Annotated in this window: 9 protein-coding genes; 3 read left to right on the top strand and 6 right to left on the bottom strand. The window is 70.4% G+C overall.

Annotated elements, in window-relative coordinates; genetic code table 11:
* Nucleotides 1-74: 74 nt before the first annotated feature.
* The 6 genes from AC3ZJJ_RS16945 to AC3ZJJ_RS16920 all read right to left on the bottom strand — a co-directional run bounded on the left by AC3ZJJ_RS16945 (nucleotide 75) and on the right by AC3ZJJ_RS16920 (nucleotide 9,824).
* Nucleotides 75-1,058 carry an ABC transporter permease gene (locus AC3ZJJ_RS16945; RefSeq protein WP_489892990.1) on the bottom strand — a complete coding sequence of 328 codons (984 nt, stop codon included), beginning with the start codon at nucleotides 1,056-1,058 and terminating at the stop codon, nucleotides 75-77.
* The gene (locus AC3ZJJ_RS16940; protein ID WP_489892989.1) at nucleotides 1,058-2,794 is read right to left on the bottom strand and encodes an ABC transporter substrate-binding protein; all 1,737 of its coding nucleotides are present in this window, start codon (nucleotides 2,792-2,794) and stop codon (nucleotides 1,058-1,060) included. Before AC3ZJJ_RS16940 ends, AC3ZJJ_RS16945 begins: the two co-directional genes overlap by 1 nt.
* A 300-nt stretch (nucleotides 2,795-3,094) precedes the next feature.
* On the bottom strand, nucleotides 3,095-4,681 hold the full coding sequence (locus AC3ZJJ_RS16935; protein WP_489892988.1) for a GMC family oxidoreductase: 1,587 nt from the start codon (nucleotides 4,679-4,681) through the stop codon (nucleotides 3,095-3,097).
* Nucleotides 4,682-4,685: 4 nt separating this feature from the next.
* Nucleotides 4,686-6,191, bottom strand: a complete 1,506-nt coding sequence (locus AC3ZJJ_RS16930) for an aldehyde dehydrogenase family protein (protein WP_489892987.1) — start codon at nucleotides 6,189-6,191, stop codon at nucleotides 4,686-4,688.
* A complete protein-coding gene (betT, locus tag AC3ZJJ_RS16925) occupies nucleotides 6,188-8,413 on the bottom strand; it encodes a choline BCCT transporter BetT (RefSeq protein WP_489892986.1) in 2,226 nt (741 codons plus the stop codon). The genes AC3ZJJ_RS16930 and betT overlap by 4 nt, the downstream gene beginning before the upstream one ends.
* 232 nt (nucleotides 8,414-8,645) lie before the next feature.
* Nucleotides 8,646-9,824 (bottom strand): NAD(P)-dependent malic enzyme, encoded by a 1,179-nt coding sequence (locus AC3ZJJ_RS16920; protein ID WP_489892985.1) that lies wholly within the window; start codon nucleotides 9,822-9,824, stop codon nucleotides 8,646-8,648.
* A 265-nt stretch (nucleotides 9,825-10,089) separates the two neighbouring features.
* Here AC3ZJJ_RS16920 and AC3ZJJ_RS16915 point away from each other — a divergent pair, with 265 nt between their 5' ends.
* From AC3ZJJ_RS16915 to AC3ZJJ_RS16905, 3 genes are all read left to right on the top strand, one after another.
* On the top strand, nucleotides 10,090-11,631 hold the full coding sequence (locus AC3ZJJ_RS16915; protein ID WP_489892984.1) for a glycoside hydrolase family 1 protein: 1,542 nt from the start codon (nucleotides 10,090-10,092) through the stop codon (nucleotides 11,629-11,631).
* A 7-nt stretch (nucleotides 11,632-11,638) separates the two neighbouring features.
* Entirely contained in the window at nucleotides 11,639-12,088 is a 450-nt protein-coding gene (locus tag AC3ZJJ_RS16910; protein ID WP_489892983.1) for a helix-turn-helix domain-containing protein, read from the top strand.
* 126 nt (nucleotides 12,089-12,214) lie between these two features.
* Nucleotides 12,215-12,871, top strand: a complete 657-nt coding sequence (locus AC3ZJJ_RS16905) for a hypothetical protein (RefSeq protein ID WP_489892982.1) — start codon at nucleotides 12,215-12,217, stop codon at nucleotides 12,869-12,871.
* The last annotated feature ends 16 nt before the right edge of the window (nucleotides 12,872-12,887 follow it).

Raw genomic sequence — 12,887 nt, 5'->3', positions numbered from 1 at the left:
TGCCTCCGATGGGGACTGGTCCGTTGCGGACGTGCCGTGCGCGGGCGGTGGAGCGATCGTGCGGTTCGCGGCGCTCATGCTTCGCGCAGCCGGGGATCGACGAGGCGGTCGGCGAGGTCGCTCAGGAGCGTGACCACGATGTAGATCGCGGCGACCAGGATAACGACGCCGAGAACAACCGGGACGTCGCGGACGAGCACCGACTGCAGCAGGGTGCGCCCGATCCCCGGACGGGCGAAGACCGTCTCCGCGACCACCGCGCCGCTGATAAGCGAGCCCATGGCCCAGCCGGACAACCCGATGCCGGGGAGCGCCGCGTGGCGGAGGGCGTGGCGCAGGCTCACGCCCGTCTCCGCCTCGCCGCGCGCGCGTGCGGAGAGCGCGAACGGCGAGCGCATCGCCGTCTGCATGGACTCGCGCATGACCTGTCCCAGGAAGCCGGCCAGGGGGATGGCGAGGGTCAGGACGGGCAGCACCCGGCTGGGGAGGCCCGGCGCGCCGCTTGTGGCCGGCAGGAGCTGCAGGTTGACGCTGAACAGGAGGATCAGGAGCGTCCCGAGCCAGAACTGCGGCACGGCCGCCGCGACGATCTCCAGGATGTTGCCGATCGCGGCGGCGGTTCGGCCCCCGCGGGCGGACCACAGGGCCAGCAGGAGGGCGAAGACCCAGGCGGTGGCCAGCGCGGCGACGGCCAGGACCATCGTGTTGCCCAGCTGCTCGCCGAGGATGTTGGCCACCGGCTGGCGGAATTGGTACGACTGCCCGAGGTCGCCGCGGAGCAGGTTCCCGAGGTAGGCGACGTATTGGACGAGGACCGGACGGTCCAGCCCGTTGTTGGCGCGCGCCTCCTGGCGCATCTCCTCCGTGGCGTTGTTCCCGGGCCCGCCGAGCAGCGCGTCGACGGGATCGCCCGGCACCAGGCGCAGGGCGAAGTAGGAGAGGGTGGCGACGGCCCAGAGCACAAAGAGCGCTCCGCCGAGGCGCTGCGCGATCCAGCGGGCGGCCGACGGCGTGGCGACACGGGGGCGGACGGGGACGGAGAGAGCGGGAGCGGTCATCAGCGGTCCAACCATGTGTCGTAGAAGGTGGGCATGCCGAGCGGGGAGACCAGCCGGACGCCTTCGACGTCGGCGCGGAAGCCCAACCGGGTCTGCTGGTCGAAGATCGGGAGGTTCAGGTACTGCCTGTGGATGAGCCGTTGGGCCTCGGTGTAGCCCTGCCGGCGTTCCTGCTCGTCGGCGGTCGTGGCCGCGTCCCGCAGCAGGACGTCGATCTCCTCCGCCACCGGCCCCTCGAGCCCGTGGTTGTTGGCGTGGTAGCCGCCCTCGACCACCGAGGCGATCTTCGATGTGTCGTGGGTGAGGTTCAGGACGGCCGGGGAGTTCTTCGTGTAGTACAGCGGGGACAATCCGTAGCGCCACTGGTAGCGCTTCTCGTTGAAGGAGGTCGGTTCCTCCTGGCTGATGAGCAGCTCGAAGCCGACGGCCTTGGCGCTGGCCTGGAATTGTTCGAGCACGGGCACCGGAACCAGCACGGCGTCGGTCTGGATGACGGTGGACGATAGCCGCTTGCCGTCCTTGGTCCGGTATCCCTCCTCGTCGCGCCCGGTCCACCCGGCCTCGTCGAGGAGGGCGTTGGAGCGCTCGACGTCGGTTCCGAAAACGTCCGGGTCCTGGAGGTTGTACTTGGTGATGCTGCTCAGCACGGAGTTGGAGCGTTCGACGGTGCCGAGGAAGATGCTCTTGAGCGCGGCGGCGACGTCGACGGAACGGACGAATGCCTGGCGGACGCGCACGTCGTCGAACGGCGCCTCCTTGGTGTTGAGGGTCAGGTTGACCACGTGGCCGGGGCGCGAGCCGATGAGCGTCTCGAGCGCGGGATCGGCGTCCGCGGCGATCGCGTCCTGCGGCTGGATGACGTCGATGACGTCGACCTCGCCCGCCTGGAGGGCGGAGTACCGCGCCGCGTGGTCGGGCAGGAACCTCCAGACGATCCTGTCCAGGTAGGCCGGACCCGCGTGGCCGGCCGTCGGGGCCGGCGTGTGGTATCCGTCGTTGCGGACCAGCGCGATCTCGCGCTGCTTGCTCCAGCTCTCCACCCGGAACGGACCCGTGCCGACCGGGGACAGGCAGTTTGCGTCCGCCCCGCGGGCCAGGGCCTTCTGCGACTGTATGGGCACCCACACCTGGGCGAAGTGCTCCAGCAGGGCGTTGTCCGGTTCGGAGAGGTGGAGGCGCGCGGTGAACTCGCCGACGCGTTCGACGGACGCGATCTTCTCCACCGCCAGCAGGGCGGTGCTCGAGAGCGTCTCCGGGTCCTTGATGTACGCGACGTTCTCGACGATCGTTTCGGCGTTGAGCCGCTGGCCGTCCGTGAAGAAGACGTCGTCCTTGACGGTGATGTCCAGCGACAGGCGGTCCTCGGACCACTTCCACGACTTGGCCAGCCACGGGCCGATTTCGCCGTCCTCGTCCTGGAAGAACAACGGCTCCAGGTACTGCGTGGACACGAGCGCCTGGGGGACGTTGCCGGACACGATGGGATCCAGGCAGCCCGGCTCGTTGTCGCCGGTGGCGTAGGTGAGGGTGCCGCCCGCGACGGGCTCGCCCGTGCGCGCGCCCTGCTCGGCCTCGCCGCCTCCGCAGGCGGTCAGGGCGAGGACGCCGGCGGCGATGGAGGCAAGCGCGGCGACGCGGCGGCCGGACCACCCGGATCGCCGCGGGTTGGTCCCTGCGTGCTGGCGCGGGGCGTCCCGGCCTGGTGGCGGCGGGTACGCCGGCTGGCGGTTTGTCACGGTCTACTCCTCGAACCCATGCGCGCCGGGGCCGGCGCACGTCTTGGTACGAGTTGACCGGAGCCCGCCGCGGGATCCAAGGAGCGCGTAAAGGGGTCACACACGGCGACATGCGCGGCCACGAATCGGCCCTTCCGGCGTCACACTCCCGGGTGCCGTGCCGCCCGCGCGCGTCATACGCGGTCATGTGGGTCACGCGCCGTCACATGCTTGACCCCGGGAGCGCCGCGGACGCGCTTGTGGCCGACCTCCGGAAGAGGCCGGCCACACGAGTGGTCGATCGGGCGCCCGCGCCGGGGCCTAGGCCCTCCCGCGGATCAGGTCCGCGCACCTCTCGCCGATCATCATGGTGGTGATGTTCGGATTGACGGTCACCAGCTCCGGCATCACGGACGCGTCGGCGACCCGCAGGCCGGTGACTCCCTTGACGCGCAGCTGGGGATCGAGCGGCGCCGCCGAATCGGTGTCCGCGCCCATCTTCACGGTTCCGGCCGGGTGGTAGACCGTGTTGTGCGTCTTGCGGATGTACTCGCGGATTTCGTCGTCGGACTGGACGTCCGGGCCGGGGTAGAGCTCGCGTCCGGCCCATTCGGCCATCGCGGGCTGCGCCACGATCTCGCGGGCCTTGCGGATGCCGGCGACCATCACGCGCATGTCGTGACCGTCCTCGTCCGTGAAGTAGCGGGGGTCGACCATGGGCTTGTCCCGGTAGTCGCGGCTGCGCAGCCGGACCGTTCCACGGGAGCGGGCGTGCGTGACGTTTGGGGTCAGGCAGAATCCGTTCTCCGTGGTCGGGTAGCCCTGGCGGAGCGTGTGCATGTCGAAGGGCACGGTGCCGTAGTGCATCATCAGGTCCGGCCGGTCCAACCCCTCCTCGGTGGGCGTGAAGACGCCGATCTCCCACCACTGGGTGGACTGCTCGACCATGGGCCTCTTCGCCTCCCACTGGATGACGCCCTCCGGGTGGTCCTGGAGGTTCTCGCCGACACCGGGCGAGTCCACCAGGACCTCGATCCCGTGGTCGGTCAGGTGTCCCGCCGGGCCGATGCCGGAAAGCATCAGCAGTTTCGGGGAGTCGATTGCCCCGGCGGACAGGACCACCTCGCGGCGCGCGGACAGCGTGTGCGTGGTGCCGAAGGCCGAATCGACGACGTCGACTCCCGTACAGCGGCGGTCGTCGCCGAAGTTCAGCACCCGGGCGCGCAGGCCGGTGAGCAGGGTGAAGTTGGGGCGGTCCATGATCGGGTGGATGTAGGACACGGAGCTCGAGGAGCGCGTGCCGTCGCCCCGCCGGTTGATCTGGAAGAAGTTGGCCCCGTTGATCACCGTTCCGCCGTCGTTGAAGCGGGCGCGCGGGATGCCCGCCTGCTCGCAGGCGTCCAGGATCGCGACGCCGGACGGGTCCGCCGGCGGCACGTTCATGAGGTGCACGGGACCGGAATCGCCGTGGTGCGGCGCGTCCGGTCCCGCATCCTCGTTGGTCTCCAGGCGCTGGTAGAGGGGGTAGGCGGCGTCGGCGTTCCATCCGGCGGCGCCGTGCACGGACTCCCACTCGTCCAGGTCCTCCCGGGGCGCCCAGAAGGCGATGCAGGAGTTGTGGCTGGAGCATCCGCCCATCACTTTGGCGCGCGCGTGGCGCATAAAGGAGTTGCCGTTCTCCTGCGGCTCGATCGGGTAGTCCCAGTCGTAGCCGGACTCCAGGAGCTCCATCCAGCGGTCCAGCTGCAGTATCTCCGGCAGGTCCCGGTCGTCGGGACCTGCCTCGACGAGTGCCACCTCGACGGAGGGGTCCTCGCTCAGCCGTGCAGCAACGGCTGCCCCCGCGGAGCCTCCCCCAACGACGATGTAGTCGAATTCGCGCCCGTTCAGCGTTTCGTTCTGGGTCATGGCGTCACTTTCCCTGTCCGTGGTCCGCAAACCAACCGGTGACCTGCGGATCCGTGTTCTGGTAGATGTGTTTGGCCTCTTGGTATTCGGCGAGGCCGCTGGGGCCGAGCTCCCGGCCGACGCCGGACTGGCCGAAGCCGCCCCATTCGGCCTGCGGGAGGTAGGGGTGGAAGTCGTTGATCCAGACGGTGCCGTGGCGCAGCCGGCCGGCGACCCGCTGGGCGCGCCCCGCGTCCTGGGTCCAGACGGCGCCGGCAAGCCCGTAGTGCGTGTCGTTGGCCGTGGCGACCGCCTCGTCCTCGCCGGAGAACGTCTCGACCGTGACAACGGGCCCGAAGGCCTCGTCCACCACCACGGACATGCCGCGCCGCACGCGGTCCAGGACGGTCGGGAGGTAGTACTGGCCCGCGGCCAGGTCCCCTCCGCCGAACGCGCCGCCGCAGCGCAGGCGCGCGCCCTCGGCCACACCCGCGCGGACGTAGGCGTCCACCTTGTCCCGGTGCGCGGCGGAGATCAGCGGCCCGGTCTCCGCGTCCTCGTCGAACGGTCCGCCCAAGCGGATGCCCTCGGCGCGGCGGACCAGCTCGTCCACAAACCGCCCGGCGATGGACTCCTCGACGATCAGGCGGGCGCCCGCGGAGCAGACCTGGCCCGAGTGCACAAAGGCCGCGTTCAGGGCGTTGTCCACGGCGGCGTCGAAGTCCGCGTCGGCGAAGACCACGTTGGGGTTCTTGCCGCCGAGTTCAAGGGCAACCTTCTTCACGGTCGACGAGGCGGCGGCCGCGATCCGCTTGCCGGTCTCGAGGCCGCCGGTGAAGGAGACCATGTCCACGTCCGGGTGCTCGGACAGCGGGGCCCCGGCCTCGGCGCCCGCGCCCGTGACCAGGTTGGCGACTCCGGCGGGCAGACCGAGCTCCTCGAAAACGTCCATCATGAGCATGGCGGTGGACGGGGTCAGCTCGGACGGCTTGAGCACAAACGAGCAACCCGCCGCGAGCGCCGGCGCCATCTTCCAGGCCGCCTGCAGCAGCGGGTAGTTCCAGGGCGTGATCATGCCGCAGACGCCGACCGGCTCGTGGACGACCCGGCTGACCACGCTGTTGTCCCCGGCGTCGACCACGCGGCCGGCCTCCTGGCCGGCGAGGCGGCCGAAGTACTCGAAGCACGCGGCGATGTCGTCCATGTCGATGCGGCTCTCGACGATCCGCTTGCCCGTGTCCAGCGACTCGGCGCGGGAGAACTCCTCCCGGCGTTCGCGCAGCCGCGCGGCGGTCCTCAGGAGGAGGTCGCCGCGGCGCGGGGCCGGGACGCTGGACCACACGCCGGAGTCGAAGGCGGCGCGGGCCGCGGCGATGGCCAGTTCGGTGTCCTCGCGGGCGGCCTCCGAGACCGTGGCGACGACGGAGCCGTCGGCCGGGCAGACGATCTCCCGGGTGGCCCCGGAGCGGGCCGCGGTCCAGGCTCCGTTGATGTACAGGGACGTGGCCGCGGGTGCGGGTGCGGTGGTCATGGTGTCTCCTTCTCGGCGTGGTTCCGGTCGGTGTGGTTCGGGTCGGTGTGGTCTGATGTCCCGGGTGAGGAAGGCCGAGGCTCGGGGAGAACGGCCGCGGCGGGCACCAGCGCGTCCTCTTCCACGGTTTCGTAGTCGCCCTCCCACTCGGCCTTTGGCGCAACGCTCTCGGCGACCGTGCTGGACGCCAGCGTCTCCCGGTTTTGGTGGAGGAACTCCAGGTGGACCTCGTAGTGGTCCAGCACATCGGCGATGACCTGCTCGCGCGAGGACCCGAAGAGGTCGTAGCCGTGGCTTCCCTCGAGGGAGAAGACCTCCATGCGGTAGTACTTCTCCCCCGCGGCGGTCGACTTCGCGTAGGAGGGGACGTCGTGCTGCACCGGGTAGACCTGGTACTTGAAGACGCGCTCCTCGCCGAGCTCGACGTAGAGGTCGGCCGTTTCGATGCCGACCTGCTCGACGATCCCGCCCTCGAGCCGGGCGTGGACGCCCTGCGTGACGAGCTCTCCCCTGACCTCCTCCAGGGCGGGACGGGCGACGTCCTCCACAAAGCGCTGCGCCTGGCGCCGGCCGGGATAGCTCATGGCGCGGGAGAGCCGCTGGCGCCATCCGCGGCGCGCGTCCTGGCCCGCGGAGTTTGCGCGCGACGAGAGCACGGAGGGCAGGCCGGCACGGAAGCTGGCGGCCAGCGCCGTCTCCACGCGCAGCGCCTTGTAGAGGCCCAGCATGATGAACAGCAGGACCACCGAGAAGGGCAGGCCCATGATCACCGTCGCGCTCTGCAGCGTGGGCACGCCGCCGACCAGCAACATGGCCAGCGTCAGCAGTCCGGTGGCCATCGCCCAGAAGATCCGCAGCCAGCTGGGCCCGTCGGAGTCGGCGTCCTTGAGGTGGGAGGTGAAGTTGCTCATCACCAGGGCGCCGGAGTCCGCGCTGGTCACATAGAACAGGAGTCCGGTGAAGGTGGCGATGGCGGCGCTCACCGGCGCGGCCGGGTACTGCTCCAGCAGGCCGTAGAACGCGCGCTCCGGTGTGCTCATGGCCATTTCCCCGAAGGCCGCGTTACCGCCCATCACCAGGTCCAGCGCGCTGTTTCCGAAGATTGAGATCCAGAGCAGGATGAACGCGAAGGGCACCACCAGCACGCCTGTGACAAACTCCCGGATGGTGCGGCCGCGGGAGATGCGCGCCAGGAAGAGGCCGACGAACGGCGCCCAAGCGATCCACCAGGCCCAAAAGAACAGCGTCCACGAGTTCAGCCAGTCGTCCGGGCGGTCGTAGGCGAACGTGTCCAGGGCCATCGCGGGGAAGCGCGAAAGCGTGTCTCCGATGTTCTGGATGATCGCGTCGAAGAGAAACGTGGTCTTGCCGGCGATCAGGACGAACAGCATCAGCGCGACGGCCAAAAGGATGTTCAGTTCGGAGAGGCGGCGGATGCCCTTCTCCACACCGCTCACGACGGAGACGGTGGCCATCGCCACGGCGATCGCGATCAGGGCGATTTGGACCGCCGTCGTCTCCGGGATGCCGAACATGAAGTTCAGGCCGTAGTTCAGCTGCGCGACGCCGATGCCGAGGCTGGTGGCGATGCCGAAGATCGTGCCCAGGACGGCCGCGATGTCCACGGTGTCGCCGATGCGACCGTGGATCCGCTTGCCGAGGATCGGGTAGAGCGCCGAGCGGATGCTCAGCGGCAGGTTGTGCCTGTAGGCGAAGTAGCCCAGGGCCAGTCCCATCAGCGCGTAGAGGCCCCATCCGAGGATCCCGTAGTGGAAGAGCGTCCAGGCCATGGCCTGGCGCGCCGCGGCGACGTCCCCGCCCTCTCCGGTCGGAGGCTGGAGGAACTGCGTGACCGGTTCGGCGACCGAGAAGAACATCAGGTCGATCCCGATGCCCGCGGCGAAGAGCATGGCGGTCCACGTGAACAGGTTGAAGGTGGGCCGCGAGTGGTCCGGGCCCAGCCGGGTCTTGCCGACCTTGCTGACGGCGACGGCCACCACAAAGGCGAGGACCAGGACGACAACCAGCGAGTAGTACCAGCCGAACGTGGACCCGACCCAGGCCACCACCGTGTTGATGACGGCGTCGGCGGATTCGCGATCGAGGATGGCCCACAGGGCGAAGGCCAGGATGGCGATCGCGGAGCCGAAGAAGACGGTCTTGTTGACCCGGGATTGTTCCTGCGGGCCGGGCGGAGCGGATTGGGTGTCGGCGGAGTTCATGTTCGTCCTTGCATCGAGGCTGGAATCGTACAGAGCAGAGGGTCCGCACCATCGCGCCGTTTGGCCGGACCGGTTGCCCACGCTAACAAAGGGACCCGGACCCGGGTTCGGGGTTGCGCGCGCAAATATCACAGTCGATCCGGTGACCAAGCCCACGCGCACGTGTGGCCGGCCTCGCAGGGAGACCGGCCACACGGCGTCGTGCATTCGGCGGGCGCACGTCCCGCTCGCGCTACAGCGCCGCGGCCTCGCCCACGGCCTTCGCCACGGCGTCCGCGACGCGCGGGTCGAGCGGCGACGGCACGATGTGGTCCGCGGCGAGCCGCTCCCCGGCGAGCGCCGCGATGGCGTTGGCCGCCGCGATCTTCATGGCGGGCGTGATGCGGCGCGCGCCGGCGTCCAGCGCGCCGCGGAAAATGCCGGGGAACGCCAGCACGTTGTTGATCTGGTTCGGGAAGTCCGAGCGGCCCGTCGCCACGACGGCCGCGTACTTGGCCGCCACGTCCGGCAGCACCTCGGGGTCCGGGTTGGACAGCGCGAAGATGATCGCGTCCTCGTTCATCCCGGCGAGGTCCTCCTCGGCCACCTTCGACGAGGAGACGCCCACCAGGACGTCCGCGCCCTCGAGCGCCTGGCGGATGCCCCCCATGATGTCGTTCTTGTTGGTCTTGGCCGCGTACTTGGCCTTGATCGCGTTCAGGTCGTCGCGCTCGCGGTGGATGGTGCCCTTCGAGTCCACGAGCACCACGTCCCCGACGCCGGCGTTCACGAGGATCTCGGCGATCGCGATCCCGGCGGCGCCCGCGCCGCTGACGACGACGCGCAGGTCCCGGAGCGTCCGTCCGGTGACCTTCGCGGCGTTGGTCAGGGCCGCGAGGACCACCACGGCGGTGCCGTGCTGGTCGTCGTGCATGACCGGGCAGTCGAGCGCCTCGATCAGGCGCTCCTCGAGCTCGAAGCAGCGCGGGGCGGCGATGTCCTCGAGGTTCACCGCGCCGAAGCTCGGGCGCAGCCGGACCAGCGTCTCGATGATCTCGTCGACGTTGGTGGTGTCCAGGACCAGCGGGATGGAGTTGAGTCCTCCGAAGGTCTTGAAGAGCGCGGACTTCCCCTCCATCACGGGCAGCGACGCCGCCGCGCCGATGTCGCCGAGCCCCAAGACGGCGGTGCCGTCGGAGACCACCACAACGAGGCGCGACGCCCAAGTGTGGGTGGCGTGCTTGGCCGGATCCTCGGCGATGGCCCGGGAGACCTGGGCGACGCCCGGCGTGTAGGCGATGGACAGGGCGCGCTTGGAGTCCAGCGGCATGGTGGACTCGACGGAGAGCTTGCCCCCCTCGTGGGAAGCGAAGATCTCGTCTTCGGTGATGGGCGCGATGATGGACTGTGAATCTGTGGTTGCGGCGGACATGCGTCACTCCTGAAAAAGAAAGTCTCTGAACGGTCAGCGGGCGTGGCGCGGGTTCCGCGGGAAACATCGCGGCCCGTGTTCGGGCGGCGGGATTCCTGCCTCGCTCTGCGGATGCCGGCCCGGGGTGGGGGCACGCACCTTCGCAGTGGTCAGTACTTTCTTTAGACCTCGCTTTCCACGGTACGTCATGGCGGGGCGCCCCGCCATGTGCGGCTTCGGAAAAAGTCGTGGACAAAAACTTGACCCGACGGCGCACAATATCCCTATGACCAGCGACGCGACGGGCACGGGGGACTTGGGCCCCGACCATGTGGACCTCAGTATTTCCGCCAGGGTGCTGGCGGACCGCCTGCCGCCGGGATTCGTACTCGGCGCGGCCACCAGCTCCTACCAGGTGGAGGGCGCCGTGCGGGAGGACGGCCGCGGCCCCAGCGTCTGGGACACCTGGCTGCGCGATCCGGAGGCGGCCGTGGACGGTTCCACCGCCGACGTCGCCGCCGACCACTACCACCGGATGCCGGAGGACGTCGCCCTGATGGCCGGCATGGGCCTGGACGCCTACCGCTTCTCCGTGGCCTGGCCGCGGATTTTCCCGGACGGGGGATCGATTCCCAACCGCCGGGGGCTGGACTTCTACCACCGCCTGCTGGACCAGCTGGACGCCCGCGGCATCGCGCCGATGCTCACCCTGTTCCACTGGGACACTCCCCAGTACATCGAGGACGACGGCGGGTGGCTGGAGCGCGACGCGGCGCACCGCTTCGCCGACTACGCGGCGGTCATGGGCCGGGAGTTCGGGGACCGGGTCCGCTGGTGGTGCACCGTTAACGAGCCGGCCACGGTGGCCGGGAACGGCTACGGGGCCTCGCTGCACGCCCCCGCGACAAACTCGGGGGTCAAGGCGCTCCGGGCCGTCCACCACCTGCTGCTCGGCCACGGCCTCGCCGTCCAGGCGCTCCGCGCGGAGGGGGTGTCCGGCGGCATCGGCATGTCCAACGTCCACTCCCCCAGCGAACCGGCGGACCCGGGAAGCTTCCTGGACCGGGCCGTCGCCGGGATCGTGGACACCCTCTACAACCGGCTCTTCGCGGACCCGGTGCTGCTGGGCACCTACCCGTCCCTGGTCCAGGCCGCCGCGCAGATGGCGGACCTGCGGATCCAGGACGGCGACCTGCAGACCATCCACCAGCCCCTGGACTTCTATGGTCTGAACTACTACATGCCCACGCTGGTGGCCGCCGGACCCGGCAAGGACGGCCCGCTCCCGGCGTCGCTGGTGCTGCCCACCGGCGGCGAGCCGGAGGACGCGACCACGCCCTTCCACATCGTCGAGTGGCCCGACGCCGAACGGACGGCCTACGGGTGGCCCGTGGTGCCGGGACACCTCGGCGTGATGCTGGGCCGCATGCGCGACCGCTACCCGGACATGCCGCCCGTCTACATCACCGAGGGCGGCGTGAGCTTCGAGGAGGAACCGGAGACGGACCCGGACACCGGGATCAGGCAGGTCCACGACACGGCCCGCGCCCACTATCTCCGCGACCACCTCACCGCCGCCCTGGACGCCGTGGGAACTGCCGGTCCCGCCGAGGGGCTGGAGCTAGGGGGCTACTTCGTGTGGACGCTGATGGACAACTGGGAGTGGGCCGCCGGCTACCAGCAGACGTTCGGTCTGGTCCACGTGGACCGCGAGACCCTCGAGCGGACCCCGAAGGCCTCCTACCACTGGCTGGCCAAGGTGCTCAGCCACCGTAACGGCCGACCCGCGGACGCCGATTCGCCCGAACCCGACGCCGTGGAGGCATGATGGTGCCATGCCGTCGGAGACCACCGCCCTGACCAAGTCCACGCACCACGAGGCACTGCCCGCGCCGGAGGCGAAGCGGCTGGCGCAGGCGCTCGGAGAATCGGCGGACGCCACCGTGTTCGTGGACGGCACGGCGCTGCGGCTTTCCGCCGGGGCCGCGGAGGCCGTGATGGACCTGCTGGCCCGCCTGGGCCGGGGCGAGGCGGTCACCATCGCCACCAGCGAGCTGCTCCTGAACACGTCGCAGGCCGCGCAGTTGGCCGGCGTCTCCAACACGTACATGCGCAAGCTGACCGACGCCGGAACCATCCCGGTCGAATACCGGGGCAGCCACCGCCGCATCCGCCCGCGCGACGTGCAGGCGTGGCTCGACGCACGCGCGGCCGCCGGGCACGCGGGGGACACTTTGGTGGGGGACGGCGCCGCGGCGCCGTCGTCCGGGGCCGTCGCGCCCTGACACACCCGGCGCCGGTCCCAGAACCGTCGCACAACCGTTGCCCGCGCGTGCTGTGTCCCGCCGCTCCGCGGACCTAGGGTGATCCCACGCGCCGCACCGGCGGCGCCCGGGCCACAGGAGAGCACCATGTCCGTCCCCTCGACCGCCCCGCGCGCACCGCTTGCCGCCCTGGCCGCGGTGGCGCTTCTCGCCCTGTCCGCCTGCTCCGGAGCCGGGCCGGGGCCCGGACCCTCCCCGGATTCCGGCGGCTCCTCGGCGGCGCGGGGCACAACCCCCTCCGCGTCCCCCATGGAATCCCCCGGCGCCGCGATTCCCTCCGCCATGCCCGTGGCGCCGTCGTCTGCCGGCACCGACGGCGCGGCGGCCAGCCTCACGGCGATCGCGGCCCTGACGGTCTTCTACGTCGCCTTGGACGACGGCGGGGTGTCAGGGCCGGCGATCGGCTGCGGGGACAGCGTGGTGCCCACCACCACGGGCCCGGTGGAATTCACCGACCAGATCGCGGCGGCCATCGAGCACCTGCTGGCGGACCGCGAACGCTTCCTCGGGGAGTCCGGCCTGATGAACGCCCTGCACCGGTCCGACCTGGCGTACGTCTCCTCGTCCATCGAGGGCGACACCGTGACGGTGCTGCTGACCGGGCAACCCGTGTCCGGCGGCACGTGCGACGACCCGCGGATCCAGGAACAGCTCCGGCACACCGCGATGACCGCGGCGGGGACGGTCCGGGCCGAGATCCTCGTGGACGGCACCCCGATCGAGGAGGTCATGAGTCAAAAATGATCGGACCGCCCGGCAT

The organism is Arthrobacter sp. AOP29-A2-19 (assembly GCF_058138025.1).
This window is presented reverse-complemented; position numbering and strand designations above follow the sequence as displayed.